The organism is Pelosinus fermentans JBW45 (assembly GCF_000271665.2).
Lineage (GTDB): Bacteria > Bacillota > Negativicutes > DSM-13327 > DSM-13327 > Pelosinus > Pelosinus baikalensis.
Window position 1 is genome coordinate 125,241 of the sequence record NZ_CP010978.1, and the last position, 26,683, is coordinate 151,923.

The window sequence follows — 26,683 nt, forward strand, 5'->3', positions numbered from 1 at the left end:
TGTCATGAAGATACAAGTTGAGAACAGCTATTTTAAAAAACAAAATGAATTTATAAGCAGATAAAAAAAGAATGCTTTTTCGGGTAAATCATCTAAGCACTGGTAATAGGACCATAAATACTAGGATTCATTTATGGTCCTTTTCCTGGTTTTCTTCCATATTGTAACAGTACGATTATGTAGTTTAACTTATATATAAAGCATTTAAAATATGAGAATATTCGCGCAAGGAGGTATTTCTATGGGTCAGTTAAGCAATCATAATTCACCTGAAAAAGAACTGCGAGCCGATCTTGGGCTGATCTCAGCATTGTCCTTGGTAGTCGGTATGGTCTTGGGTGCTGGTGCGTTCATGAAACCACCAGCTGTATTGGCAGCGGCAGGAGATTTTAATTTGGCATTAGCTGCCTGGGCTATCGGTGGTCTTTTCTCGATTAGTGGTGGTTTGACACTCTGTGAATTGGGTGTTATGTTTCCTCGTACAGGCGGTATTTTTGTCTATCTGGAAGAAATATATGGTCCTAAAGTGGCCTTCTTATACGGTTGGATGATTAGTGTGATTTTTGGACCGGCTTTGGTTGGAGCACTTACTGGATATTTTAGTTCTGTATTCTGCTTATTATTTAATATTCCGGATTCATATAATGGCGTTGTCGGCGCGGGAGCTTTAGGCTTTATTGCCTTTGTGAACTCCATAGGTGTAAAAGAAGCTGGATATCTGCAGACTGTAGCAACCTTCTGTAAACTGATTCCAATTATTTTATTAGCCGTATTCGGCATATTAAAGGGGAATGGGCAGGTAGCTATATTTGGTGCCAGCGGTGGGGGCATAGCGACCGCAGCTCCCTTTTCTGTTGCAATTCTTGCAACTTTATTCGCCTATGACGGCTGGGCTCAAGTTGCGTCTGTAGCTGGTGAAATCAAGAATCCCAGTAAGGTATTGCCGAAGGCGATTATTGGTGGAATATCATTTCTGATTATCGTATATATCAGTATTAATATTGCCATGTTTAATATTTTTCCTGTAAGTGAAATGGTTGCCCTTGGTCATGATGCATCTTCCATTGCGGCACAAAGGATGTTCGGTCTGATGGGGGGCAATTTGATTGCAGTGGGTATCATGATTTCGATCCTGGGTGGTCTTAATGGATATATTATGACCTTGTCCCGCACGATTTATATTATGGGTAAAAGAGGGCAGATTTTCGGCGCTTCTATTTTAAGTAAGATTGATAATGACAGTAATTCACCAGTCAATGCGATACTGATGCTGGTTACAAGTTCTTATATCTATTGTCGCCTGCTAGATGCTGACAAGCTTTCCGATATTGCGATGTTCTCCGTTTGGCTGTTTTATTTACTGGCGTTTATTGGTGTTATCATTGCCCGGAAGACCCATGCAGATATACCACGATCCTATAAGGTGCTTTGCTATCCAGTTGTACCCCTAATTGCAATTGGTGGTGCCATATATGTTATTTATGGTATGTTGAGTTATCAATTTCTCAACGGTATCATCTCCATTGGCCTTACACTGGCTGGATTACCCTTATATTATTATTTAAACAGGAGTGAAAAGAAAGTAAACCTGTTTTCGAGATTAAAAACAAAATATGTAGTGGGTATAGGCGCTTTGCTTGTCATTGGATTGCTGACGCTATTTGTGCAGGTAATTGATAATCGGGAAGAAATTACTGTAGGTATTGTACCTCAATTCGCGCCCTTTGCTTATGAAGATCAAAACGGTAAGCTTACGGGATTTGATATAGAACTCATTAATATCATAGCAGAAAAGGCCGATTTAAAAGTCAATTATCGAATGGTTTCGTTAGAATATATTTTTGAGGCGGTAAGTCATGAATATGCTGACATTGCGATATGCTCTTTATCTGTGACACCAGAAAGGCAAAAGAGTGTCAATTTTACGAAACCCTATATTGAAAAAGGCGGCTTAGCCCTATTGGCTAGACAAGGGGCGTCGATTCAAGATGTGAAAGACTTGACCGGTAAGGTCGCAGGTGTGCCGCAAGGATCGACTAGTGAAGCATTCATCCGCAATAACAGTAACGCAAGAATACAGGTTTTTCAATCCAATTTGGATATGATCCAAGCCTTTAATCAAGGATGGATTGATGTGATCGCCTTTGATAAGTTAACATTAGAGTATTTCATATCACAAAAAATGATTGCTCATCCGGTGGAGCTGCAAGTGATCCATCAAGAAGACTATGCGATTGCCTTTTCCAACAAGAATAAGGCGATCGGTGAAAGGATTAACAAGATCATATCAGACATGAGGAAAAACGGTGAATTGGAAGCATTGTATCAGAAGTGGTTTAATAATGTGAGTATATAATGGAATTAAGAGATGGTGTATGCTTGCTTATAAAATATGAACGAGGTGATATGATAATGATGTCTACAACGATTTATGAACAATTAAAATGTGTAGCCGAAAAGCTTAAATCTGTAAAGGTGAGTGATATTAATAACGTTGAAGATGCATTTAAGGATCTGTTATATTGTGAGACGAACACAATGAAGCTTTATGATGAAATAAAAGGTGAAATCTTACGGGTTCATAGTGAAGAGGTGACGGATGAAGAGTTTAGACAAAAGATGAACCTAGCAGTTAAAAAAATCATCGGCAATTAATCAGTATGTTTCCCTCGTATTTGAACGAATGCTATGCCTTTCGGTATTCGGATATTTTTAATGGTATGTGTCCCGCAGGCCTTTAAAGCGGCATCTCCCTTGTAAAAAAAACAAGGGAGATGCTGCTTTTTTAATACTTAGGCCAATTTCTGTATACTTTTCTTGGCTAAAGCAATGAATGTGTGCACAAGTGGAGAGGTTTCATCATTTCGCCATGCTAAAGCTGTTTTAAGAGTTGACACTGAATTCTTTAATTGGCGATAAGTAATACCCCTTACCCGGAGATTTTGGATTGAATCGGGCACTAGCGCAACTCCCATTCCGGCAGCAACAAGTGATATGGATGTATGTAGTTCATGCACCTCCTGCGTAATATTGGGGCTAAAACCAGCATTGTGACAAATATTTATTATAGTATCGTAGTAAATTTGTCCCGAGTTTCTTGGAATCATTATGAATAACTCTTTTGAAAACTCTTGTACCTCAATTGGACCTGATTTTGAGGCTAAGGGATGGTTTCTGGGCATGGCAATAATGAATGGTTCCTGGTGAATAACCTCAAAATTTAATTGAGAGTTTTTGATAGGGGCACAGAGTATGCCAATATTAATTTCTCCGTTCAGTAATGATTGAATTTGATCTGTAGTGCTCAATTGAAGTACCGAAATGTCAACGGATGGAAATTTACTTCGATAAGGTTGTAATAGCTTTGGCAGAATATCATAGGTAGCTGTTCCAGTAAATCCCACTATAATATTACCAATCTCTCCTTTCTGTGCCCTTAGTGCAGAATCACATGTTTTATCGAGGTCAATAAGGATTTTATATACATTCTTGAGAAAGTTCTTTCCGGCAGCTGTTAGTTCAACTTGACGTTTAGTTCGCTGAAATAACTGGACGCCTAATTCGCTTTCTAATTGGCGAATTTGTTGACTAAGGGGGGGCTGTGCCATGTTTAAACGCTCAGCGGCCCGGGTAAAATGTAATTCTTCTGCAACAGCTACAAAATATCTTAAGTGGCGCAACTCCATAGAAGGTCTCCTTGTTTTATATTAATAAAGTATAAGTCTATTATAGATTAAGTATTGGACGCAGTTTGTCAGTTTTTGTATACTACTTCCATGAATACAAAAAAATACCATATTGAAATGGAGGAACCATTTATGTGTGAAGTATCTAATGAGATCATTTCCGTCAAAGGGAAAGATATACCGATATTATTAGCAAAAAAAGACGGCGATCACGTTGAGATTAGATATATGAAACTCTGTGAGGCCGTTGATGTAGTGCGTCTTATATATCAATGTTATGGATATACATATTTTTATGAGAATTTTTATTACCCTGAGCATATCGCTGAATACAACAAGCGGGGTGTAATGAAATCATTAGTGGCCGTAAATAAGAACGGTGAAATAATTGGTCATATGACTTTATTCAGAAATGAAATCATTGGTAATGTTGCACGAACTGGTACTAAAGAAGAATGTAAACTTGGTGAACCATCAATGGTAATGGTAAGACCTGACTATAGAAATATGAATATATTTAGCAGAATGATGAATCGGGTAATGAAAGAGGATCTTTCGTACACGAAAAATCTTTCTGGTTTATTTTCTCCACCAATTTCTGAGCATATATATTCACAATTAGCAATGTATAAATGTGGTTTTAAAGATTGTGGATGCTTACTAGGAAATTACCCTCCAGCGGAAATAAAAGATATATCAAATAGACAATCGCAAAGGATAAGCTTAGTTTTAACGTACTATTCATTGCAGAATCGAAAAGATAAGATTATTTATCCTCCGAGTCAGCATAGAAAAATGATTTTAGATATTTATGGAAATCTAGGTGCGGTTCCGAATTGGGAAGAACCACAGTGCCATTACGATGATCACAGTTATAAAGAAACTTCTTTGATAAAAGCGAAAATTGTTCCAAAACTTAATAACGCAAGTATAAAAGTAAGCAGATATGGTGCTGATATTGTGGAATGTGTGAAAAAAAAGATGAAGGAAATGCTGGCAAAGAACACGGAAGCCATACTTCTCTATTTAAGTCTAAATGATCCATTAACATATAAATTTGCTGAACAGTTTGAACAAATGGGATTTTTCTTCGCGGGTGTTTTGCCAGCTATGTCTATTGGCGATGCTTTAATTTTACAATATCTTAATGCAAGTAATTTTGATTATAACAAGGTTCAAATCGTTTCTAAAAATGCGAAAGAAATATTGGACTATGTTAGAAAATGTGAACTTAAAGCAAGACATATGATTAGGTTAGTTGGTTAGTTTAATCTGTTACGCAAGCCTATGATGCAAACAGGTATGGAAAATGGCTTGTGAATAAAAAATAGAGAAATTAACTAGACATTATACTAAGGAGGTGATTTTTTTAAAAGTTTATGAAGCACCAATTAATTAAACTGTAAATCTTTCTATTGGTAATGATCTAATTGTGAACATGGGATTGTCAGCCGTAGGGAGAGTAAAGTTTAAAAAATGTCAGTACAAAGAAAGGATGGTTTACATGTTAAAAAGTGAGGTTCTTAAATGCTTTACAACGCCGCTGACGGGTCCAGCTTTCCCCAAAACTACTTATAGGTTTAACAATCGGGAGTATCTTAATATCGTTTATCGCACCGATTTAACAGCTCTGCGCCGGGTGGTTCCAGAACCATTAGAAATTATAGACCCACTAGTACGATTTGAAATGATGCGTATGCCAGATGTGACTGGTTTGGGATCTTACACTGAAAGCGGCCAGGTTATACCAGTGCGGTTTAATGGAGAAGAAGGCGACTATTTGCATGCTATGTATTTGGATAATCTTCCCGCCATTGCATTTGGGAGAGAAGTGAGTGCTTTTCCCAAATTATTAGCAACACCCAAATTATATGTGGATAATGATACGTTAGTGGGCACTCTGGATTATGGTTCACTACGCGTAGCCACTGCAACAATGGGATATAAACATTTTCCAATTGATCAAACAGAGGCCTTCGCGGAAATTGGCAGACCTACATTTATGATAAAAATAATGCGGGGGTACACTGGTGAACCAAAAGTCTGCGAGCTTGTCCGCACACAGACTACGGATATCACTATACATGGTGCATGGAAAGGTCCTGCACGACTACAGTTATTTGCCCATGCCCTTGCGCCATTGGCAGACTTGCCAGTGTTAGAGGTTGTTGGTGCATCTCATATTCTGACAGATTTAACATTAGCACCTGTAAAAATGGTCTATGACTACTTGGCAGAAAAAAAATAGAAATTTTGAGACGTAACAATAAGAGGGGGCTTTGTCGGTTTTATTTGGTACCAATAATGCCAAATGAATCCTTATGAATCTCCCAATCAAGGAGGCTAGGTATGAAAAATAAACAATTAAATATTCAACAAGCAAGCGAGTACTTTAAAGACGGCATGACAGTAATGGTTGGAGGTTTTCTAGCGGTTGGCACACCTGAAAGGCTGGTTCATGCCATTGTTGACAGAGGGGTTAAGGATATTACCTTAATTACAAATGACACTGCTGTACCGGATAAAGGGGTGGGACAACTCATTGTCAATCGGCAGGTGAAAAAAGTTGTTGCTTCTCATATTGGCACCAATCCTGAAACAGGTAAGCAAATGATTGCCAAGGAATTGGAGGTGGAACTTGTACCACAAGGAACACTGGCAGAAAGAATTCGCTGCGGAGGATCAGGATTAGGTGGTGTGCTTACTCTCACTGGTGTAGGTACTATTGTGGAAGAAAATAAACGGAAAATTAGTGTTGATGGTAAGATATATCTTTTGGAGAAACCACTACACGCTGATGTAGCTTTAATAAAAGCAAGGAAAGCAGATACAGCGGGGAATTTAATTTACGATAAAGCAGCACGTAATTTCAATCCTATAATGGCGATGGCTGCAGATGTTGTAATTGTTGAGGTGGATGAACTGGTTGAAGTTGGTGAAATTGTGCCTGATGAAGTTATGACTGCTGGTGTGTTAGTAGATAAGATTTTTTGTGTGGAGGGTTGCTAAATATGAAAGCAAAAGAGATGATTGCAAGACGCGCAGCTGTGGAACTAAAAGATGGTGATGTTGTTAATCTGGGAATTGGTCTTCCGACCTTGGTGGCAAATTATCTGCCTAAAGGTATAGATGTAATGCTAGAATCAGAGAATGGCTTTATCGGTTTGGGATCTGTCGGAGAAAGCACGGATTCCAATCTTGTAAATGCTGGTGGTCAGCTGTGTGGTATTATTCCTGGTGGGGCTATGTTTGACAGTGCAATGTCGTTCTCCCTTATTCGCGGCGGACATGTAGATGTTACTGTGCTTGGCGGTTTGCAGACAGACCAGAAAGGCAATCTGGCCAATTGGATGGTTCCGGGGAAAATGGTACCTGGCATGGGGGGAGCCATGGATTTAGTGATAGGTGCAAAGAAGGTTATTGTTGCAATGGAACATTGTGCCAAAGATGGTTCTGCAAAAATTTTGAAGATCTGCAATTTGCCGCTCACCGGAAAAGGTGTAGTTGATTTAATTGTTACCGAACTCGGTGTATTCCGTGTGACCGAAAAAGGTCTTTTATTGACGGAGATTGCCCCTGGCGTTACCGTTGAAACAGTGAAAGGTAAAACAGAAGCTGATTTAATTATTAGTAACAATTTAATATCCATGAAAAATGTCTCATAAAACTAAGTATAAGAATGATCCTCTTTTGATTCCAACCCAATAGAGGGGGTCATTGTTATTCTTATGGAAAAATACTTGATTCATAAAATATTAGAAGATTGAAAGTGAAAATATTAACACAAGCATATAACATATGGAGGTAATTACAATGCGAGAAGTAGTTATTGCAAGTGCAGTACGTACTGCAATTGGTAGTTTTAACGGTGTGCTGGCGCCTTTTTCTGCTAGTGAATTGGGAGCAGCAGTAATAAAAGAAGCTGTATCCCGTGCCGGCATAAAACCAGAAAATATTGAAGAAGTAATCTTCGGAAATTCAGTGCAGGCCGGTCAAGGACCAAATCCGGCTCGTCAGTCAGCCATCAAGGCAGGCTTACCAGTAGAAGTAACGTCTTTTACTGTTAACAAATTGTGTGGTTCAGGTCTGAAATGTGTTAATCTTGCAGCGCAGGCAATTATGACTGGAGATGCTGATATTATTGTTGCAGGCGGTATGGAAAGTATGACGAATGCACCTTATCTTCTGGAAAACAGGTCTAGGTGGGGTTATCGTATGGGGCATGGTCAAGTTCTTGATAGTCTGCTACAGGATGCTTTGTTGTGTGCATTTAATAACTATCATATGGGCGTAACTGCTGAAAATGTTGCTGAGAGATATGGAATTACTCGTGAAGAACAAGATCAGATGGCTGTTGAATCACAGAAAAAAGCTGCTGCAGCAATTAAAAGTGGTGCTTTCAAAAAAGAACTTTTGCCGCTTGTTATAAAAACTAAAAAAGGTGAAGTAATTGTTGATACTGATGAATTTCCTCGTGCAGAAACTACCATAGAAGGATTAGCCAAGCTAAAGCCTGCATTCAAGAAAGACGGGACTGTTACTGCTGGTAACGCTTCAGGAGTTAATGATGGTGCTGCAGCTTTAGTAATGATGTCAGCCGAAAAAGCCAAAGAACTTGGCATTAAACCAATGGCTCGTATTCGTTCTTATGCTTCTGGAGGGGTTGATCCAAGTGTTATGGGCTTGGGACCTATATCTGCTACTCGTAAGGCATTGACTAAAGCTGGTCTTAGTATCAATGATATGGATTTAATTGAAGCTAATGAAGCATTTGCTGCACAGTTTCTGGCAGTCGGTAAGGAACTTGGGTTTGCCAAGGAAAAAGTAAATATCCATGGGGGGGCAGTTGCTCTTGGACATCCGTTAGGCGCTAGCGGTGCACGTATTCTGGTAACACTGCTGCACGCCATGGAGAAAAGAAATGCTAAGCTTGGTCTGGCTACTTTGTGTATAGGTGGCGGTCAAGGTGTAGCAACTATTGTTGAAAGAATGTAAGCTTTAAATATAAAAGTGTTGTGGACAAAAAATGTAAATATATAGTAGAATAAAGCATAACAACTGACTAGTAAGTTTGCTAGAGGCTGTATTCCATAATTTCGGAACACAGCCTCTTTATATACGTTAATGTAGGATGAACATGGTTTAAGGAACTATTAATGCGAAATTTAAACTACCGACATCTGATATAATAAAGGAGAGAGTTATTTGGAGGATACAATTTTAATACGAGAAATGAGTATTGAGGATTACGAACAAGTAGTAAGGCTTTGGTCAAGCATTGAAGGTATAGGATTAAGTGATGCAGATACTCAAGGAAATATAAGTAAGTTTTTAAAACGAAATGATGGTTTGAGTTTTGTCGCTGAAGACGACGGGCAACAGATTGTCGGTGCCATATTATGTGGACATGATGGGAGAAGAGGATATCTTCATCACTTAGCTGTGATCCCTATTTGCAGGAAGAAAGGAATTGCAAGCAGATTAGTCAAAAATTGCTTTGCAAAGCTTAAAGAAGAAGGGATAAGTAAATGTCATTTATTTGTGTTTTCGAATAACCAGCAAGGTATGAATTTCTGGAAGCATATCAAATTTCATAAAAGGAAGGATTTAAATATTTTTTCAAAGGTCATTGAATAATTTATGTTATTTTGGAAAAATGAGCACAAAAAATAGATACTTATGATGAACATAGAAGACTACAGCAACATAAAAGTAAAGTTACAAGCCTAAGAGAACAACAAATATATAATAAAGGAGTGTTTCCATGTGGAAATAAGCAATATATATTTATTTATTTCTATATCGTTTATTCTACTGATATCACCCGGGCCAAATACGATATATGTTGTTACCAAGGGAATGACCGAGGGACGTAAAGCAGCATTTAAGGCAGTATTAGGGGCATCAGCGGGAGATATGGTTCAAGTATTGGCAGCTTCTTTAGGCTTAGCAGTACTGTTACAGGTGTCATCGTTGGCGTTTTTCATCGTAAAAATGCTTGGTGCTAGCTATTTATTCTACGTCGGAATACGATGCTTCTTGAATAAGCAGCAGTTGTTCATAAAGTCTTCGGAGAAGGAAACGAAGAGTAAAGACCTATTTTTTACTGGCTTCTTCACTTCTGCGCTAAATCCAAAGACTACGCTGTTTTTTATGAGCTTTTTGCCTCAATTTATTAGTATCCAAAGTGCTTATGCCCAACAACAAATGCTTTTGCTTGGTGCAATGTTTGTTATTATGGGCTTTTTTGTAATGATCGCCTATGCAGTAGTAGCCGAGAAACTACGTTGCTGGATCTCAAAAAATGAAAGAATACAGGTCTATTTAAATTGGATAACAGGGATAATCTTTATCGGCTTTGGATTGCGGGTGGCTTTTTCGGAACGGAGATAGCATAACTAAATGATGAAGTTAGGATGAAAAAGTATGAGAATTGGCTTAGTAAGACATTTTGAAGTAAATTGTTTGCATAAATATTTATTATCTAGTGATGAATTTGAAAAATGGGTAAAAGAATATGATTGTTCGCCAATTAGAGTAGTAGATACAGTAGTGGACACGTATAAGTGGGAGAAATGTTATTGCAGTGATTTGCCGCGAGCAATTGATACAGCTAAGTATATTTACAAAGGAAATATACTTAAATCTTCATTAATTCGCGAAGTACCTATAATGCCGGTTTTTAATTCTAAAATAAAACTACCTCATGTATTTTGGTTAATTGCAGGAAGAATAGCATGGTTCTTATCACATCGGTCTCAGACAGAGTTAATCGAGCAGACTAAAGATAAGGTAGAACAGTTTGTTTCCGAAATTATTGCAGAAGCTGAGGCAAGCGTACTTGTAGTAACACATGGATTTTTAATGATACAGCTTCAAAAGGAGTTAAAGAATAAAGGCTTTTTGGGTGATCATTTCAGAAATGCAGAATGCGGAAAAATATATCTATTTGAAAACTAAGAGATAGCATAATAAGAAAGAAGTTTTATAAAGAGCTTTGTGCTACTAAGAAAAGTAGGGGGAGAGTTCAATCTTTGGAGTGGGACCTCAGCATTTCAGAAAAAAACCACTTCTTTTTAAAGTTGAGAATAGGACGTCAAATAGTATATAAATCACTTGATTCTATAGATTAAACCAGTATAAATAGGTTATAATTATTCTATGCATCTATAGTATAAAGAAGGAAAATCAAAAAAATCTGGAAATTAGGAAATAAGACTAAAGATCTAGAATGATAAAGGTATGGAGAATTATATGAAACAAACGATATCTGATATAGCAAAACTGGCAGGAGTTTCGAAAAGTACGGTTTCCAGACATTTAAATGGTGGTTATGTTAGTGTTGAAGCAAAAGATAGAATAGAGCAAATAATCAAGGAAACTGGATATGAGCCTAATACCTTTGCCCAGAATTTAAAATTAAAAACATCAAATTTTATTGGTGTTATCATCCCTAGGTTGGATTCTTATGCCACTGCTAGAACTCTTATTGGAATTGATGAGAAATTAAAACAAAATAATTATCAAATGGTAATAGCAAATACCAGTCAAAATAAAGATAGAGAAGTAGAAAGTCTATATAGTTTTGCGAATCAGAAGGTGGCTGGTATTATTCTTTTAGCCACAGAGATAACAGAAAAACATCAAATTGCTATTGATAATATAAAAATACCAATTATCATAATGGGACAGGAACATTGCAAATATAATTGTATAGTATACGATGATTTTAATGCTGCCTATGAATTGGCTCAATATGTAATTGATATGGGGCATAAAAAAATTGCTTATTTGGGAGTACCGGAATATGATGTATCTGTAGGAGTGAAGAGAAAGGCTGGCTTTAAGAAAGCGGTAAATGAAGGAAGAAACATGGATATTTCTTATCATGTTACCAGCTTTGCCATCGAGGATGCCGTAAATATGTCCAATAGTATAATTAAAGACGAAAAGCCTTCTCTTATATTTTGTGCGACAGATAATATTGCACTAGGTACAATAGGTAGCATCTATTCTAATCATTTACAGGTTCCAGCAGATATTTCAGTTGTTGGTTTTGGCGGATACAAAGTATCTGAAGTCATATACCCAGGATTGACAACGGTCAGATTTGACTATAACAATACAGGAACGATTGCTGGCGAAAATATAATAAAGCTTATTAAAGGGGAAATTATAAATAAGTTAATAATTTGTAATTATCAAATTATTAAGAAAAAAAGCGTTGACAAATTGGAATAGAGTTAATTATAATAAAAATGTGGAACCGTTCCCTTATGTGCAACGATAAGTTGTAGGGAATTATTATTTTTTTTATACCATATGGAATCGATCCCACAAACGATTAGGGGAGGCTGAAGAGATGGATTATGCAAAGATAGCGCAAGAGGTTGTGGAAGCAGTTGGCGGAAAAGAAAATATTGTCGCTGCGGCACATTGTGCAACTCGTTTACGCCTTGTCCTAAAAGATGAAGGTAACGTCAACCAGGGGAAACTAGACAATATGGATGCCGTAAAAGGAACATTTTCAACTGGTGGACAATACCAAGTTATTTTAGGACCGGGAATTGTAAATCAAGTTTACAAGGCGTTTACCGCTATTACTGGAATAATGGAAATGTCGACGAAAGATGTAAAAGATGCAGGGGCGAAAAATTTGAATCTTTTTCAACAATTTGTAAAAATGTTATCGGATATTTTTGTGCCTATTATTCCAGCTATTGTTGCAGGTGGCTTATTAATGGGACTCAATAACATTTTTACTGCCCCTAGCTTAGTCATTGCGGGTAAGTCATTGGTTGAAGCATATCCTCAAGCCAAGGATTTAGCTGCTATGATAAATACTTTTGCAAACGCTGCGTTTGTGTTCTTGCCAATACTAATTGGATTCTCAGCTGCCAAGCGTTTTGGTGGAAATCCATTTTTGGGAGCAACGTTGGGAATGATAATGGTTCATCCCGATTTGCTAAATGGATGGAATTATGGTAGTTCTTTAGCAAAAGGTGAAATTCCCGCATGGAACATTTTGGGATTTTCAATTGAAAAGGTAGGTTATCAGGGAACAGTGCTACCTGTTTTGGCTGCATCTTTCATATTGGCTAAAATCGAACAATCTCTACGAAAAATAATGCCGTCTGCATTAGATAACTTGTTAACTCCTTTATTAACAGTTTTTATTACAGGAATACTGACGTTTACAGTAGTTGGTCCTATAACACGTTCGGTAGGAAATTTATTAACAGAGGTTCTTGTTTGGTTGTATACTACTGGTGGATTTATTGGTGGTGGGATCTTTGGGTTGCTTTATGCACCTATCGTCATTACAGGTATGCATCATAGTTTTATTGCAGTAGAGACTCAACTTTTAGCAAACATTACGAAAACAGGTGGAACTTTTATTTTTCCGATTGCTGCCATGTCAAATGTAGCACAAGGAGCAGCGACATTGGCGGTCTTTTTTGTTACTCAAAATTCGAAAATGAAGAGTATTGCTTCTGCGGCTGGTATCTCTGCTGTGCTGGGGATTACGGAGCCTGCTATGTTCGGTGTTAATTTGAAATTGAAATATCCTTTTATTGCTGCTATTACGGGATCCGCGATAGCTTCAGCATATATTACTTTCTATAAAACCTTAGCCGTTGCCCTTGGAACAGCAGGGGTGCCAGGCATTATTTCGATTCGACCGGACAGTGTCTTGCACTATATGATTGGTATGGCAATTTCTTTTATAGTGGCATTTGGATTGACGATAGTCCTTTCTAAAAAATATGAAAATGTGAAATAAAGGAAGATGAAGATTATAAAAATAATATTGAGCGCTCTTAGTCTAGGGGGTATGTAATTGAAACAGTTTAAATTTAATAAATATACTACGATATTAGAAGTACAAAAAGAACAATTAGAGGAATTAATACGGTTTTCAAAAAATGATCCTTGGAAGCCTATTTTCCATATACATCCGGAATGTGGACTCTTAAATGATCCTAACGGACTTTCGTATTTTAATAAGGAATATCATGTATTTTATCAATGGTTTCCATTTGGGGCTATACACGGAATAAAACATTGGGCACATGTTAAATCAAAAGATTTAGTTCATTGGGAGAGAATGCCTGTTGCCATCATTCCTACAGAAGAATATGAAGCACATGGTGCCTATTCAGGTAGTGCGATTGTAAAAAATGATGAATTACTTCTTTTTTATACTGGCAACATTAAATATTCTGAGGAAACGAGAACGGCGAATCAATGCTTAGCCATAATGAATAAGAAGTATAAAACTTCAAAATCATTTGTTAATCCTGTCATAACAGGAATACCGGAAGGTTATACCGGACATGTTAGAGATCCTAAGGTTTGGGAAGATTCAGGAAAATACTACATGATGTTGGGGGCACAAAGGAAAAATCTAACTGGGACATTAATTATTTATGAATCTAATAATGCCATTGATTGGAATTTCAAAGGGGAATTAAAAACTTCATTGGTGAATTTTGGATATATGTGGGAATGTCCTGATTTCTTTAAGTTACAGGGTAAAGATATTTTAGTTTTTTCTCCTCAAGGAATGGAGAAAAATGGGCATGATTATCAAAATCTTTATAATGTTATCTATGCTGTTGGAACATTAGATATAAATGAACTAATCTTTGATATTGAATATACTCGCGAGTTAGATAAAGGATTCGATTTCTATGCACCACAAACTTTCCAGGATGCTTTCGGTAGAAGGATCATGTTTGGATGGGCGGGAATGGCAGAAATCCAATATCCATCGGATATAAACCAATGGGCCCATTGTTTAACGGTGCCAAGAGAATTAATTTTAGAAGACAACGTGCTTAAGCAAAAACCTGTTAGAGAGCTAGAGACGTTAAGAGAGGATCATAATAATATACAGGGAACTTTAGATGGTAATCTGGTAGAGATGGAAAACAATAGTAATAGTTATGAGTTAAACCTAGAATTTACTGCAATTCAGAGTTCTGAGATTCAATTAACGTTATTTAAATCAGAGGGAGAAGCCTTTATTATATGTTTTGATCTTAAAAAAAATATAGTTTCTATTGATAGACAAAACTTTGTGAATAGTGTAGGCAAGGAATATGGATATGTAAGGACTGGAGAACTAAAGATAGGTGAGAGAATTACCGCTCGAATTTTTGTTGATAAGAGCATAGTAGAGATTTTTCTCAATAATGGTGACTTAGTATTTACAGCAAGGATATTCCCTAAGGAAACAATAACAAGAATCGAAATGTCTGCCACTGGGACCCTTACGTATCATGTTGATAGGTATAATTTGACAAGAGGGATATAGGCTTAGCAGCAATTTTTAAAAATAAACAGGAGGACGCATTTCATTGGTTATGTTTTCTATTACACCAGAGGAATTGCTATTAAAAAAGAGGCAAATTTGAATAAGCAATAAGTGCCAGATTATTTTAAATTAAAAAAAACTGCATATCGGCAAAAAAAACTCCTGTTCGGGTTCTTATAGAACTTGACAGGAGTTTGATACTTTTATGGTAATTTGATCATTTATAGTATGTAAAATAAAACTTTTATTATATAAAAATATTGGAGTTAGCTGATATGAGAAAATTTTCTACATCCTCTAGAAAATAAAAACAGTTAAGAGTTTAATCTAAACTGTTCTATTTATCCGTTCTATACTTTTCAAAATCCTCTTCGTTGATCGGCAAAAGAAAAATTGCCGGATCAAGTTCTAATCCTGCAGCTATTGCAAACAAAACATCCAACGAATAAGGAACCTCTGATTTAGGAGCTTCAATTTTACTTATGTAACTTTTGCTATAATTAATCTTTTCCCCAAGAGATTCTTGGGAAATCCCTCTTTTATTGCGGTAAAAGGCTATTCTTCTGCCAATCTCCCGATACTTATCTAAAAAGTTATCCTGCACGCAATTCACCTCTCCTTTCATTATAGTTGCGGCAGGAGTCATTTATATTGCAGTTATAATGATTAAAGTTGCAATAATATTGCAATATAGATATAATGAAAGGGTGAATTATAAATTTGTCTGGTTAATGAGAGAAAAAAAATTAATAATGGAGATGCTGATATAACAGCTAATGGCTTTGGATTAGTGTTGTTTATAAATTCTAATAAGAATTATTTCTAAGGTTTGTTTAATCTTTGTCTATTTATCGAGCCAAATATTTTACAGTAAAGCAAAAACGAGGTGTTAACATGGAAGTATATATTCGTGAACCATCTACAGGGAGAATATTGGCTTACTGGGACGGTAAGTATGTTCGTAAACCATATAGTGGTGAGGTGGTTGTATCAATTGATGGGCACTATATTCGTAGGGGTGCTAGTGGTGGTATAGTACTCGCTAACCTTGATGGAACTTTTATCAGGGAAGGTGCTTCAGGAGGGCGAATACTGGCAAACATAGACAAAGACTATATCTGCCCGGGAGTACATGGCGGCAATGTACTTTATTTGATTGATAGTGGTGTATCAAATATCGAGAAATGTGCGTTGGCAGTGGCGGTTTTAATGGACATAGATAAAATCGCTCATAGTTAACGTTACAGAAATTCTGTGATGGTAAAGATAATGGGCGTAATCTGATATATTATATGTACTTTACTGTTTTATGATTTTGGTATACATTTATTGGTAAAGAGAATTGAAAGGGGATTAGTGTTATGATTGTTACTAGTACTGGTATTGTCAATGGCATTATCGATAAGAAATATGGAAAGTATGGAGAACAATTTTTTAAGGGGATGCCAACGTATTCCTTACCCTTAGAAATCAAAAAGTATCCTCAAAACACGAGAACTTTTGCGATTCTTATGGAAGATAAAGATGCAATACCTCCTACCGGATTTTCCTGGATACATTGGTCTGCTGCAAATATAACAAGTGATTCATTAGGGGAGAATGCGAGTGTGAATACCAAAAAATTTGTTCAAGGTACGAATAGCTGGTCTAGCGCTTTACTTGCAGAGCCGCTAGGAAAATATGAGGCGGCAAAATATGGCGGACCAATGCCTCCTGATAAGCCTCATACTTATGAAATACATGTTTTTGCATTAGATCGTTCGCTGGATTTACAAGATGGTTTTTATGTGAACGAACTCTATAAGGTGATGGAAGGACATGTTTTGGCTCACTATACGTTGAAAGGCATCTACTATAATTAAGAAGGCATTAAAAAGCACGACTCACCGAGTCGTGCTCTTTTTAAGCATAGAAAGTAAAAGTTTTTAGGTGCGGAAAAGATGAGATTTTATGAACCACAAAGGCACAATGCCGCTAACGCGGCACGCAAAGGAGTGCACAAAAAATAAATAAAAACCCTTTGTGTCCTTTGCGTCTTTGTGATTCCATTCGTTTTATCGGTTTTTTAAAGGACGCGTAGCGTTTTTTTAAGCCGTTCTAAAAAGATTAAAAGTAGTCTATAGCAGATTTGTACCAAGGATACCTGCAATGATCATAATGGCTCCAATAATATGATAATATTCCAATTGCTCTTGTAGAAAAATTACCCCTGCAATCATAGAAATCAGGGTAGCTAAATTGCCGAATACACTCATTTTTGATGCTTCAATCTTAGATAAAACATAATTGGATAGCCAGGAAGTTCCTAGAGAGGACAGTACGCCTAAGTACAAAATGGAGATGAGAAAGATGGGGTCTGACAAGGGTTGAAAGTATTCATTAATCGTACCATTCATGCCATGGCGTATAAGAGCTAATAGATTGAAGGTAAAAAAAGCAATGGTAAGCATGATGAAAGTTAATTCCAGTGGTTTAAACTTTTTGGTTAATGGTCGGGCTAATACACTGTAGCCTGCAAAGGAGAGGGAAGATAGGAAGAGTAGTGACGTTCCTAGAATTTGCTCGGTTTCAAAAGAAGCACCTTTCATGGCAAGAATGTAGATAACCCCTGCCACCGATAAGCCGAGGGAAAGATTTTGCAAATAATTATTTTTTTCTTTCAAGAAATAAGAGGCTAGAAACATAGTGAGAACTGGTGTAGATGCCAGAATAATTCCGGCCTCAGAAGAGGTCGTGTACACCAGTCCTGAGATTTGAAAGCCGAAGAAGAGTGCTGGATATAAAAGTGCCAAGGGTAGAATTTGAATCATATCTTTTCTCGTAAAGCTTAAATGGATTTTGCCAAGAAGGACGGGAACCAAAATTGCCAGAAAAGATGCAGTAAAGCGATGAGCGAGAGTATCGATGGGATCGGATACTGTTAAAGCTAATTTTACAAAGAGAAAAGAGAAACCTATAATAAAGGCATATAACACAGCTGCCCCATAAGCGATGTTCTTATGTTTCTTATCATCCATTGACGAAACCTCCGATTCTACTTGCTAATTCTACTATACTGGATAGTAGATCCGCTTACAATATAAATACAAATTTTCAATAAATTAGAGATCTCAATAGAGAATAAATTTATTATTTGACAATAATTATTATTATCGATATAATGTGGATATAAGAAGTCTCTCTTAAATCATAAATACAAGTACTAACCTCCGCGAGAAATGGGAAGCTGATCTGTTGTGTACAGATACATCCTGTACACTCAGGGGGTTTTTTGTCATATAAAAATAGACAATGAATATACAGAAAAGAAAGGAGAATATAAGATGAAACGATTAAATTTGAAAAATATCTTATTGTTTAGTTTAATATTAGTATTTGGAGTAGGAGGGTCTGCATGGGCAGCGGTTTCCAGCGGAACAACTCCAGTTAATCTGACTATAGAACAATGGAGAGGAAACAGTTTTACCTTCCTTGCTTTGCCAGCGGATAAGCAGGCCGCAGGATATGAAATTTTTCCAGTTGATCAGGCAGACAAAGGATTTGAAGGTGATCGTTCCGTTCGCAGTTCCTATACCGGACATGTTGGCAAAGAAGTTATCGCTACAGAAATTGTACCCTTTCCAGCTGGTTACAACCAGCATGAATATCTGGTTTATCTAACGGTAAAGGATACGGGAGAAAAATTGGTGGGACGCACGATGCGTGGTCAATTAGACAACTTGGTGTTAACAGCCGATCTGGTGAATGCCAAAGAACAATTCTTGGGAAAAGTTGTTTACCCTAAGTTTAGAGAGCTGTTAGGTGTAAATGTACCCGGTATAAATTCAGTGCCAGCGACGGTAGCAGCCTCAATTGGCAGTCCAGCTACAGTGGTTGATGTGTATACGGGGAATCAATCTCAAGAACCCATCTGGTTGATTATTTCTATTAATGGAGAAAAGGCGATTTTACCTATTGCCTACAGTTGGACCAATATGCCAGTAAATTCTTGGACCCAGACTCCTCCTTGGCAAGATGCTTTATTTACGGAGGACCCAAGAGTAACCTCTGGCTGGTCTCTGGATGCGTGGAACAAGATTGAAAGCGGTATTGTAGAGGAAGGTATGACCAAAGGACAAATTCGTCTAAGCTGGGGTAAACCTGTTAGTACGGAAGAGGATGATACGGTTTGGATATATGGTACCAAAAAACTTGGTTTTACTGGAGATGTATTGCATTCTATTGAAACGGTAGAATAGGTCTTTCTAATTGACAATGGGAAGAGGTAATGAAGAAATAGGGGGAGTGCAGGATGGAAAAACGTAATATATATTTGGAAAAGATTGAGGTCAGTATAGCACAATATAATGCTAAATTAGCTGATCTGAAAACCAAAGTTGCCGAGGTTCAGTCAGATTTGAAATCTGAATATCTGTCTCAAGTGGATAATCTTGAAAAGAAGAGAGACGAGTTCGTAGTAAAATACGGACAGCTTAAAGATACTAGCGGGCATGCATGGGAAGATGTAAAAGAAGGTACTGAAAAAGCATGGGCAGAGCTGGAGGATTCAATTGAGAAGGCGGTTTCTCGATTTAAATAATCCAGATAAAATAGAAACTTTCCAGTAGAAATTCATTAACGAAAGAGGTAAGCTTGCCTCTTTCGTTAATGAAAAAAGGAGGGGGCAAGTATGCTTTGGTTTTTAATCATTGGAATTATAGCAGGATGGCTAGCCGGTAATATTACAAAAGGCAGAGGATTTGGTCTGGTTGGTGATTTGGTTATAGGGGTCGTAGGATCTTTCATCGGCGGCTTCTTGTTTAGCCTCTTGGGTCTAAGTGCTTATGGAACAATCGGTGAAATCATTACAGCAACAATCGGGGCGATTGTATTATTGTGGATTATGAGACTGGTTGGGTAATGACTATTTAAATAAGAGAAAATCTACTTTTTGCAACCTTTACGTAAACGGAGGCAGCGTATCTGTGTGGGGCTTCCAGAATTGGATATCGAATAAATTAAAAAGAAAAGACTTGGCGGCTAAGCCAAGTCTTAAGAGCGTATTATTTACTTAGGAGATAATATAGAATTAACGAATGGGAATGGTATTGACATTCTTAACAGCTTTATCTTTCTTAGGTAATGTAATGATCAGAACACCGTCCTTAAATTCAGCATCGATTTGGTCTTCCTGGACATTGCCGATGTAGAATGAACGCTGAAATTCACCATAGCGGCGTTCTCTGCGCAGATAATTGTCTTGTTTGTTTTCCTCATTGTAATGACGTTTGGCAATGATAGTGAGATAGTTATTTGCGTATTGTAATGCAATATCTTCTTTTTTGATACCCGGTAGATCAGCTTCAATTAAATAAGAATCTTCTACTTCTTTGAGATCGACACGGAAGTCATTGCCGATTTTAGTTAGAGGAGCAAAAAAATCCTCTCTGAAGAAGTTATCAAATACTTGATTAAAGAAGTCCTCCCTTTTTTCTAATGGATGATTTTTACCAAAAGGAACTAGATTGAACATACTTTTTTCCTCCTTACAAAGATGTAATTTTTTTATTAACCACCAGTGAAAGCAGTTGGTTCTTGCCTTTGATTCTATTATAGTCAAAAGGTCAAACTTTTTCAACACAAGGAAGAATATGTAATCATGTAAAAATAAAAGAAAAAACAATTAAAGAAATGATAACTTCATATTGTAAAAACTTTTAAGGATATTTTCTTGTTTTTGACCTATCTTAAGCATTTTAATATAAAAAATATTGAAATAAAAAGCTGATCCCGATATCGACATCGGGATCAGCTTTTTAATGGTTATTTACTTTAGCAGTCCTACCGACTTCATGACATTTGAGATACTTTGGGCACTATGCTGGAGTTTTTTAATTTCTTCATCGGATAGGGTAACCTCAATGCGTCTTTCGATGCCTTCTTCTGTTATGATGCAGGGAAGACTCAAGGCAACATGATGTAAGCCATATTCTCCTTGCAGAGTGGTAGAGACGGGGAATATGCTGCGTTCATTAAATAGAACCGCTCTGGCAAGATGACAAGCAGCCATTGCGATGCCAGAATTGGTGCAGCCTTTAAGGTTAAGGACATCATAGGCGACAGAAATAACACTAGCAGCTGTCGTTTCTGTGTCTAGAGGCTCATTTGGCTGAAAATAGCTGTCTAACTGATTGTAGGGAACTCCAGCGATATTGACAAGGCTCCAAGCTGGGAATGCGGAATTACCATGTTCGCCAAGCATATAGCCATGAACATTTTTAGGATCTACCTTATACTTGTTTGCCATAATACTTCTAAAGCGCGCCGTCTCAAGGGTTGTTCCAGTACCGAAGATCTTATTCTTGGGGTAACCGAAGAAGTTTTCTGCATAATAGACCATGATATCCAAAGGATTTGTGATCATGATGATGACAGCATCTTTGGTGTATTGGGTGATGGAGGTCATTACATCCTTCATCACTTCTACATTTCTACTGGCAAGAGTTAAGCGATCAGGGATTTCACCTGGCATGATACTAGGGCCGGCGGCGATGATAATCACACGTGCATCTTTGCATTCTTCAAAAGTCCCGGCATGAATGTTTACGTTTGTGCCAGTGGAAAACGGTATCGCATGAGTGGAATCCAAGGCTTCGCCTTGGGCTTTTTTGTTAATAATATCAATAACGGCAATCTCGGATACAAAATTAAAGGATAAAGCACAATTTAGTACTGCCGAACCTACATGACCTGTACCAACGATGACAAGCTTGTTTTTTGTTGCATTCATAGATAATTTCCCTCCAGTTTTAAGTGATTCATTATAATATATAAAGACATGCGATCCCAACTTTTCTTATAGACCTAAAAGTATAAGTTTTTAGTCATAAAAGAAATTATGAACCACAAAGGCGCAATGCCGCTGTGCGGCACACAAAGGAGAACACAAAAAATATAAAGAAGGGGCTTATTTCTTAAAAGGGAGTGAAGCGTTTTTCTTATAGCAGATGTCCCTTGAGTTGGAATTCATGTGAGGACTCTTGCCACGAACTTTGAGAGGAATGATATTTTCGTTCAACAAACGTAACCCATCCATCCTGCCTGATAAGTAATATTGTAGAAGAGCGTGTTCCATACTCTGGACTTTCAATGAAGATCGAGGAGAGAGTACGCTCTAACTCCAAACCAACGCCTGTGTTTGGCAGCAGATCATCAGCGGCTTGTTCTCCATTGGTCAGGATCTGCCATAACTCATCTTCGAAAACATCCTCTTGAGTAAGGCATTGGGCTAACTGCTGGCGTCCTTTTTCAAGCTTAGGCCAGGGAGAGTTTAATAGATGATTGCAAAGCCCGTGGACTCCAGGTACGACGGGCTGCACTTGTCCTTGTTTGTTCCCATAATACCACAGGGATTGCAGATCGCCAACAAGGAGGTTAAAACCATTATACTGATCAGCTTGTTTGGCAATCTTTCCTAAGTACTCTTGGGGCGATTGCTGATTGCTAAGATAGTTGGCAACTAAATGTCCTCTAGATAGTGCATCTGTTGTATGCTGGCGAGGATCCCGATAGTTGGTTAGAGCTGCAAAGCGTCCATGGACAGTAATTCCCATCCAAGTGCCAAGTTCTTTCAAATCTCTTCCAGCTAAAATATGAGGATAGTCTGGCCAATATTGAGCTGGGGCAGTAGGGCGGGAATAAAACTCATCTCGGTTTGCAGCAACAATCAAAGGGTATTTGGGATGATGTTTGTAAGCAAATAAAATTAAGCACATCGTAGCAATAACCTCCCTTTATTTTATGGTTCTCCAAGAAAATACCTGTCACCTTCAAAAAAGAGTAAAAAAGCTATTTTTAGAAGATGGAATTCTTAATGAGAAAAAAGCTCAAGAAAATATTGTATTTTTTCCCAAGTGGGAATGCAAGCTGGTATTGTATGGGGAAATATAACGAATACTATCCATAAAAGATGAAATATCTTTTTAAATAAGCTGGGAGGAAAAGGAATGAAAAAATTTATTTGTACAATTTGCGGATATGTTCATGAAGGTGAAGAAGCACCTGACAAATGTCCCATCTGCAAAGCTGGCAAGGATCAGTTTAAAGAAATGACTGGAAAATTAGCTTGGGCAGATGAACATCGAATTGGCATTGTTAAGGATGTTCCCGGAGAGATTGTGGAAGGGTTACGTGCTAATTTTATGGGAGAATGTACAGAGGTTGGGATGTATTTGGCTATGTCCCGCCAGGCAGATCGGCAAGGTTATCCGGAAGTGGCAGAGGCTTATAGGCGCATTGCTTATGAAGAAGCGGATCATGCTGCTAAATTTGCCGAGATCTTAGGTGAGGTAGTTGTGGCAGATACGAAAGCTAACTTAACAGCAAGAGTGGAAGCGGAGTATGGCGCATGTGATGGGAAGAAGAAGCTTGCGACGTTGGCAAAACAACATAATTTAGATGCGATTCATGATACCGTACATGAGATGTGCAAGGATGAAGCTAGGCATGGGTGTGCTTTTGCGGGCTTACTCGATCGATATTTTAAGTGAGGAGGAATCAACATGGCAAAAATCAACTGTAAAGTTACGAACTGTTCCCATAATCAATCTGGTGAATGTTATGCAAACTGTATTGATATTGTTGGCAGCTCTGCTAAAAAAGAATGTGACACCTGCTGTGGCTCTTTTTTAGACAACCGTCATTACTCTGAACTGACAAACAATACGTTAAGCATGGGTTCCTGTGATTGTTTAAAATGTACCGTTGAGACTTGTACATATAATGACAATCGACTCTGTTCGTTAGACCAGATTCAGGTCAGTGGACAAAGAGTAGAATTCTATACGCAAACGGAGTGTTCCAGCTTCCAGCAAAGAAGCTAATGTGTAATTTTGAGATGATAGAATCAAAGCCTGTCATTTAGAGGTTTCCCCAAATAAGTGAAGCTCACTCTTACGCTGGTAAGAATGAGCTTCATCTGTCATTGCGAGCATAGCGAAGCAATCCCCTGCTGTTAAGAGATTGCTTAACTCTGTTCGCAATGACAAAAATATAAATAAAACCCTTTGTGTACTTTGCGTCTTTGTGGTTCAATTCGTTTGTATGTTTTAAAGGATGCGCAGTGTTAATTTATTTTTCGCATCAATCGCATTCCATTTAATGTTACAAGGATTGATGAACCTGTATCAGCGAAGACGGCAAGCCATAAATTCGCCATGCCGGTGAATGTTAAAATAACAAAAATGATTTTAATTATGATTGAAAAACTGATATTTTGCTTAATGATGGACAGTGTCTTATTGCTGAGTTTGATTACATAGGCCAATTTTCCCAGATCATCGGACATCAGCGCGATATCGGCTGTTTCCAGGGCCGTATCCGAGCCAGCGACCCCCATGGCAACACCAATTGTGGAGGCGGCCATGGCAGGAGCATCATTGACTCCATCGCCGACCATCGCTACATTGTTATATTTATTCAGGAGTTCATTTATGGTTGCTACTTTATCTTGGGGTAGGAGTTCACTATAAAGGGTATCAATGTTCAATTCTTTTGCGATAGAGCCAGCTACTTGTCGATTGTCACCTGTTAGCATTGCAATGTGCTTTATCCCTGCTTCCCGGAGTTTCATAAGGGCATCTTTACTATTTTCCCGTAAGGTATCAGCTACCGCAATCATGCCGTATAGAGTGTTTTGCGTTCCGACTAGCATAAGAGTTTTGCCTTGTTGCTGTAGATCTGTAATTTGTTCTTCGTATTGAGATAGGTTCAATCCCAATTCTTCAAACAAGCGTGGATTTCCGATGAATACAGTTTGGTTATCGATATCTGCTTGTGCCCCACGTCCCACCAGGGCTTTAAAATTGATTATTGGCTTTAAGGCTAACCCTGAAGATTTTTCGACGATTGCAGTAGCCAATGGATGTTCAGACCATTTTTCGATGGAGGCTGCGGTGGTTAAAACATCTTGTTCATTGCTGTTCACAGCTATAATATCTGTAACTCTGGGATGACCATGAGTTAAGGTACCAGTTTTATCAAAGGCAATGGCCTGTATGGAACCCATTTGCTCTAGGTAAGCACCACCTTTAATAAGAACACCATTCCTAGAGGAGTTACCAATGGCTGAAACGATGGAAACAGGTGTGGAAATAACCAAAGCGCAAGGGCAAGATATGACAAGAAGGACTAAGCCTTTGTAGAACCATGGAGCGAATGGCTGACTAAAGAGCAGCCAAGGTACAACCATGATCCCTGCAGCAATTACTAACACTGCTGGTGTATAGTATTTCGCGAACTGATCAACAAACTGTTGGGAGGGAGCCTTCTGTGACTGTGCTTCTTCAACTAAGTGCATAATTTTGGCAAGAGTAGAGTCGGCAGCAATTTTAGTAACTTCAATTTCTAAAGCACCATGCTCATTGACGGTACCTGCATATACCCCATCGCCAATTGTTTTTTCTACCGGTAATGATTCTCCTGTAATTGTCGCCTGGTTCACGGCAGATGCCCCGTTCTTAACAATGCCATCCATAGCAATGCGTTCACCAGGCTTTACGATAATGATATCACCGATCACGATTTCTTCTACAGGAAGCTTTTGCTCCAGACCGTTACGCAAAACTAAAGCTTCCGCTGGTGCTAATTCCATCAGTGCCCTTATTGATTGTCTTGTTTTATCCATCGTATAGGTTTGCAATGTGTTACCAAAGGAGAATAGAAAAGCAACCGTTGCTCCTTCGCCCCACTCTCCGATGGCGAATGCTCCGATGACAGCTACTGTCATTAGAAAATTCATATCAAAAGTAAGGGACCGCAGGCTGTAAAAACCGCTTTTTGCGGTATTGTATCCGCCCACAATGGCAGCTAGAACATATAAAGGAACAATGATTGTATCACCAATACCCAGCCAATCAAGTATCATGCTGACTGCTAGGATGATTCCGGAAAATATTGTGGACTGGGTTTTGGGGTTGGTCCACCACTCTGCCTGTATTTTGGTATGTTGTATCGATTGGGTATTAATTTCTGCCTTGTAACCTACTTGTGCGACCGCCTGCATAATAGCAGAGTCGGTAGTTGTATGTTCTACCGTTAATTTTGCAGCAGCAAAGTTTACATTCGCTGTGTGCACTCCTGACAGGGTGGAGAGATGTTTTTCCAGCTTATTGGCGCAATCGCCACAATCAAGTCCAGAGACGGTAAATACTGACTTATGAAATTGGGACTGTTTATTTATATCGTTTATTAGACTGGCTTTATATCCAAAACTGCTAACGGCTTTTGCAATTTCTGCAGTTTGAATCATAGTATGATTATACGTTACTTTCATCTTTGCAGTGGCAAAGTTGACCTTTACGTCTATAATGCCTTTTTGCTTCCCGAGACCTTTTTCCAATTTAATAGCGCAATCTCCGCAGTCGAGGCCGGCAATGGTAAAGCTATTTACGATACTATCACTTTGGGCAATGGCTGGAGCAGCTGTGTGTGCGCAATCGCAATGATCTTCAACAGCTGCTGCTTCTTCATCGATGTGTCCCTCATGATTCATATCAGCATCAGTAGGAGAACCTTCTGGTGAGCAACAACTGCAGGATGGTATTGTCTCCGGCTTTGTCAATACTGCACCGGATTCAGAGCAGCTATCGTCACAGGAATGTTTTGTTTCTTCAATGAATTGAGTTTTATTCGCCATGAT

27 protein-coding genes are annotated in these 26,683 nt (G+C 38.1%); 20 read left to right on the forward strand and 7 right to left on the reverse strand.

Annotated elements, in window-relative coordinates; genetic code table 11:
* The first annotated feature begins 241 nt into the window (after positions 1-241).
* Entirely contained in the window at positions 242-2,356 is a 2,115-nt protein-coding gene (locus JBW_RS00340; RefSeq protein ID WP_007960973.1) for an amino acid permease, read from the forward strand.
* A gap of 56 nt (positions 2,357-2,412) precedes the next feature.
* Complete coding sequence (locus tag JBW_RS00345) at positions 2,413-2,655, forward strand: hypothetical protein (RefSeq protein WP_036682062.1); 243 nt, start codon at positions 2,413-2,415, stop codon at positions 2,653-2,655.
* Between the two features lie 137 nt (positions 2,656-2,792).
* Here the strand turns inward: JBW_RS00345 and JBW_RS00350 are convergent, their stop codons facing one another.
* On the reverse strand, positions 2,793-3,686 hold the full coding sequence (locus JBW_RS00350) for a LysR family transcriptional regulator (protein ID WP_007960964.1): 894 nt from the start codon (positions 3,684-3,686) through the stop codon (positions 2,793-2,795).
* Between the two features lie 132 nt (positions 3,687-3,818).
* Here JBW_RS00350 and JBW_RS00355 point away from each other — a divergent pair, with 132 nt between their 5' ends.
* The 11 genes from JBW_RS00355 to JBW_RS00405 all read left to right on the forward strand — a co-directional run bounded on the left by JBW_RS00355 (position 3,819) and on the right by JBW_RS00405 (position 15,006).
* Complete coding sequence (locus JBW_RS00355) at positions 3,819-4,952, forward strand: GNAT family N-acetyltransferase (protein ID WP_007960963.1); 1,134 nt, start codon at positions 3,819-3,821, stop codon at positions 4,950-4,952.
* A 238-nt stretch (positions 4,953-5,190) separates the two neighbouring features.
* Positions 5,191-5,934, forward strand: a complete 744-nt coding sequence (locus tag JBW_RS00360) for an acetoacetate decarboxylase (protein ID WP_007960961.1) — start codon at positions 5,191-5,193, stop codon at positions 5,932-5,934.
* Between the two features lie 101 nt (positions 5,935-6,035).
* Positions 6,036-6,695 (forward strand): acetate CoA-transferase subunit alpha, encoded by a 660-nt coding sequence (gene atoD, locus JBW_RS00365; protein ID WP_007960959.1) that lies wholly within the window; start codon positions 6,036-6,038, stop codon positions 6,693-6,695.
* 2 nt (positions 6,696-6,697) lie between these two features.
* Positions 6,698-7,351 carry a 3-oxoacid CoA-transferase subunit B gene (locus JBW_RS00370; protein WP_007960957.1) on the forward strand — a complete coding sequence of 218 codons (654 nt, stop codon included), beginning with the start codon at positions 6,698-6,700 and terminating at the stop codon, positions 7,349-7,351.
* Positions 7,352-7,499: 148 nt separating this feature from the next.
* The gene (locus JBW_RS00375) at positions 7,500-8,681 is read left to right on the forward strand and encodes an acetyl-CoA C-acetyltransferase (RefSeq protein ID WP_007960948.1); all 1,182 of its coding nucleotides are present in this window, start codon (positions 7,500-7,502) and stop codon (positions 8,679-8,681) included.
* Positions 8,682-8,891: 210 nt separating this feature from the next.
* The gene (locus JBW_RS00380; RefSeq protein ID WP_007960946.1) at positions 8,892-9,323 is read left to right on the forward strand and encodes a GNAT family N-acetyltransferase; all 432 of its coding nucleotides are present in this window, start codon (positions 8,892-8,894) and stop codon (positions 9,321-9,323) included.
* A gap of 129 nt (positions 9,324-9,452) precedes the next feature.
* Positions 9,453-10,079, forward strand: a complete 627-nt coding sequence (locus JBW_RS00385; protein ID WP_007960944.1) for a LysE family translocator — start codon at positions 9,453-9,455, stop codon at positions 10,077-10,079.
* Positions 10,080-10,112: 33 nt separating this feature from the next.
* Entirely contained in the window at positions 10,113-10,646 is a 534-nt protein-coding gene (locus JBW_RS00390) for a histidine phosphatase family protein (RefSeq protein WP_007960942.1), read from the forward strand.
* A gap of 294 nt (positions 10,647-10,940) precedes the next feature.
* Entirely contained in the window at positions 10,941-11,927 is a 987-nt protein-coding gene (locus JBW_RS00395; protein WP_007960940.1) for a LacI family DNA-binding transcriptional regulator, read from the forward strand.
* Positions 11,928-12,048: 121 nt separating this feature from the next.
* On the forward strand, positions 12,049-13,470 hold the full coding sequence (locus JBW_RS00400; protein WP_007960939.1) for a sucrose-specific PTS transporter subunit IIBC: 1,422 nt from the start codon (positions 12,049-12,051) through the stop codon (positions 13,468-13,470).
* Between the two features lie 57 nt (positions 13,471-13,527).
* Positions 13,528-15,006 carry a glycoside hydrolase family 32 protein gene (locus JBW_RS00405; RefSeq protein WP_007960937.1) on the forward strand — a complete coding sequence of 493 codons (1,479 nt, stop codon included), beginning with the start codon at positions 13,528-13,530 and terminating at the stop codon, positions 15,004-15,006.
* Positions 15,007-15,343: 337 nt separating this feature from the next.
* On the opposite strand, the gene JBW_RS00410 is transcribed toward JBW_RS00405, so the two are convergent.
* On the reverse strand, positions 15,344-15,610 hold the full coding sequence (locus tag JBW_RS00410) for a helix-turn-helix domain-containing protein (protein ID WP_007960935.1): 267 nt from the start codon (positions 15,608-15,610) through the stop codon (positions 15,344-15,346).
* 290 nt (positions 15,611-15,900) lie between these two features.
* Between JBW_RS00410 and JBW_RS00415 the strand changes: the two genes are divergently transcribed.
* Complete coding sequence (locus tag JBW_RS00415) at positions 15,901-16,245, forward strand: hypothetical protein (RefSeq protein ID WP_007960934.1); 345 nt, start codon at positions 15,901-15,903, stop codon at positions 16,243-16,245.
* 122 nt (positions 16,246-16,367) lie between these two features.
* Positions 16,368-16,868, forward strand: coding sequence for a YbhB/YbcL family Raf kinase inhibitor-like protein (locus JBW_RS00420; protein WP_007960933.1), 501 nt, complete (start codon positions 16,368-16,370; stop codon positions 16,866-16,868).
* A gap of 255 nt (positions 16,869-17,123) precedes the next feature.
* On the opposite strand, the gene JBW_RS00425 is transcribed toward JBW_RS00420, so the two are convergent.
* On the reverse strand, positions 17,124-18,023 hold the full coding sequence (locus tag JBW_RS00425; protein ID WP_007960932.1) for a DMT family transporter: 900 nt from the start codon (positions 18,021-18,023) through the stop codon (positions 17,124-17,126).
* A gap of 306 nt (positions 18,024-18,329) precedes the next feature.
* Between JBW_RS00425 and JBW_RS00430 the strand changes: the two genes are divergently transcribed.
* From JBW_RS00430 to JBW_RS00440, 3 genes are all read left to right on the forward strand, one after another.
* A complete protein-coding gene (locus tag JBW_RS00430) occupies positions 18,330-19,244 on the forward strand; it encodes a hypothetical protein (RefSeq protein ID WP_007960931.1) in 915 nt (304 codons plus the stop codon).
* A 53-nt stretch (positions 19,245-19,297) separates the two neighbouring features.
* Entirely contained in the window at positions 19,298-19,585 is a 288-nt protein-coding gene (locus JBW_RS00435) for a hypothetical protein (RefSeq protein WP_007960930.1), read from the forward strand.
* 90 nt (positions 19,586-19,675) lie between these two features.
* Positions 19,676-19,906, forward strand: coding sequence for a GlsB/YeaQ/YmgE family stress response membrane protein (locus JBW_RS00440; protein ID WP_007960928.1), 231 nt, complete (start codon positions 19,676-19,678; stop codon positions 19,904-19,906).
* 168 nt (positions 19,907-20,074) lie between these two features.
* Here the strand turns inward: JBW_RS00440 and hsp18 are convergent, their stop codons facing one another.
* The 3 genes from hsp18 to JBW_RS00455 form a co-directional block, all read right to left on the reverse strand.
* A complete protein-coding gene (gene hsp18, locus JBW_RS00445) occupies positions 20,075-20,518 on the reverse strand; it encodes a heat shock protein Hsp18 (RefSeq protein ID WP_007960927.1) in 444 nt (147 codons plus the stop codon).
* 294 nt (positions 20,519-20,812) lie between these two features.
* Entirely contained in the window at positions 20,813-21,775 is a 963-nt protein-coding gene (locus tag JBW_RS00450; protein WP_007960926.1) for an L-lactate dehydrogenase, read from the reverse strand.
* Between the two features lie 208 nt (positions 21,776-21,983).
* The gene (locus JBW_RS00455; RefSeq protein ID WP_007960925.1) at positions 21,984-22,760 is read right to left on the reverse strand and encodes an NRDE family protein; all 777 of its coding nucleotides are present in this window, start codon (positions 22,758-22,760) and stop codon (positions 21,984-21,986) included.
* Between the two features lie 231 nt (positions 22,761-22,991).
* On the opposite strand from JBW_RS00455, the gene JBW_RS00460 reads away from it, so the two are divergent.
* Both JBW_RS00460 and JBW_RS00465 read left to right on the forward strand, forming a co-directional pair.
* The gene (locus JBW_RS00460; RefSeq protein WP_007960924.1) at positions 22,992-23,534 is read left to right on the forward strand and encodes an NADH peroxidase; all 543 of its coding nucleotides are present in this window, start codon (positions 22,992-22,994) and stop codon (positions 23,532-23,534) included.
* A 12-nt stretch (positions 23,535-23,546) separates the two neighbouring features.
* Positions 23,547-23,867 (forward strand): DUF1540 domain-containing protein, encoded by a 321-nt coding sequence (locus JBW_RS00465; RefSeq protein WP_007960923.1) that lies wholly within the window; start codon positions 23,547-23,549, stop codon positions 23,865-23,867.
* A 242-nt stretch (positions 23,868-24,109) separates the two neighbouring features.
* Here JBW_RS00465 and JBW_RS00470 read toward each other — a convergent pair whose 3' ends face one another.
* Positions 24,110-26,680 carry a heavy metal translocating P-type ATPase gene (locus JBW_RS00470; protein WP_007960922.1) on the reverse strand — a complete coding sequence of 857 codons (2,571 nt, stop codon included), beginning with the start codon at positions 26,678-26,680 and terminating at the stop codon, positions 24,110-24,112.
* Positions 26,681-26,683 lie beyond the last annotated feature (3 nt).

Excerpts from the sequence above, each read along its gene's own strand:
- JBW_RS00340 (WP_007960973.1), top strand. The coding sequence starts at position 242 with ATGGGTCAGTTAAGCAATCATAATTCACCTGAAAAAGAACTGCGAGCC.
- JBW_RS00345 (WP_036682062.1), top strand. The coding sequence starts at position 2,413 with ATGATGTCTACAACGATTTATGAACAATTAAAATGTGTAGCCGAAAAG.
- JBW_RS00350 (WP_007960964.1), bottom strand. The coding sequence starts at position 3,686 with ATGGAGTTGCGCCACTTAAGATATTTTGTAGCTGTTGCAGAAGAATTA.
- JBW_RS00355 (WP_007960963.1), top strand. The coding sequence starts at position 3,819 with ATGTGTGAAGTATCTAATGAGATCATTTCCGTCAAAGGGAAAGATATA.
- JBW_RS00360 (WP_007960961.1), top strand. The coding sequence starts at position 5,191 with ATGTTAAAAAGTGAGGTTCTTAAATGCTTTACAACGCCGCTGACGGGT.
- atoD (WP_007960959.1), top strand. The coding sequence starts at position 6,036 with ATGAAAAATAAACAATTAAATATTCAACAAGCAAGCGAGTACTTTAAA.
- JBW_RS00370 (WP_007960957.1), top strand. The coding sequence starts at position 6,698 with ATGAAAGCAAAAGAGATGATTGCAAGACGCGCAGCTGTGGAACTAAAA.
- JBW_RS00375 (WP_007960948.1), top strand. The coding sequence starts at position 7,500 with ATGCGAGAAGTAGTTATTGCAAGTGCAGTACGTACTGCAATTGGTAGT.
- JBW_RS00390 (WP_007960942.1), top strand. The coding sequence starts at position 10,113 with ATGAGAATTGGCTTAGTAAGACATTTTGAAGTAAATTGTTTGCATAAA.
- JBW_RS00395 (WP_007960940.1), top strand. The coding sequence starts at position 10,941 with ATGAAACAAACGATATCTGATATAGCAAAACTGGCAGGAGTTTCGAAA.
- JBW_RS00400 (WP_007960939.1), top strand. The coding sequence starts at position 12,049 with ATGGATTATGCAAAGATAGCGCAAGAGGTTGTGGAAGCAGTTGGCGGA.
- JBW_RS00415 (WP_007960934.1), top strand. The coding sequence starts at position 15,901 with ATGGAAGTATATATTCGTGAACCATCTACAGGGAGAATATTGGCTTAC.
- JBW_RS00420 (WP_007960933.1), top strand. The coding sequence starts at position 16,368 with ATGATTGTTACTAGTACTGGTATTGTCAATGGCATTATCGATAAGAAA.
- JBW_RS00425 (WP_007960932.1), bottom strand. The coding sequence starts at position 18,023 with ATGGATGATAAGAAACATAAGAACATCGCTTATGGGGCAGCTGTGTTA.
- JBW_RS00430 (WP_007960931.1), top strand. The coding sequence starts at position 18,330 with ATGAAACGATTAAATTTGAAAAATATCTTATTGTTTAGTTTAATATTA.
- JBW_RS00435 (WP_007960930.1), top strand. The coding sequence starts at position 19,298 with ATGGAAAAACGTAATATATATTTGGAAAAGATTGAGGTCAGTATAGCA.
- JBW_RS00440 (WP_007960928.1), top strand. The coding sequence starts at position 19,676 with ATGCTTTGGTTTTTAATCATTGGAATTATAGCAGGATGGCTAGCCGGT.
- hsp18 (WP_007960927.1), bottom strand. The coding sequence starts at position 20,518 with ATGTTCAATCTAGTTCCTTTTGGTAAAAATCATCCATTAGAAAAAAGG.
- JBW_RS00450 (WP_007960926.1), bottom strand. The coding sequence starts at position 21,775 with ATGAATGCAACAAAAAACAAGCTTGTCATCGTTGGTACAGGTCATGTA.
- JBW_RS00455 (WP_007960925.1), bottom strand. The coding sequence starts at position 22,760 with ATGTGCTTAATTTTATTTGCTTACAAACATCATCCCAAATACCCTTTG.
- JBW_RS00460 (WP_007960924.1), top strand. The coding sequence starts at position 22,992 with ATGAAAAAATTTATTTGTACAATTTGCGGATATGTTCATGAAGGTGAA.
- JBW_RS00465 (WP_007960923.1), top strand. The coding sequence starts at position 23,547 with ATGGCAAAAATCAACTGTAAAGTTACGAACTGTTCCCATAATCAATCT.
- JBW_RS00470 (WP_007960922.1), bottom strand. The coding sequence starts at position 26,680 with ATGGCGAATAAAACTCAATTCATTGAAGAAACAAAACATTCCTGTGAC.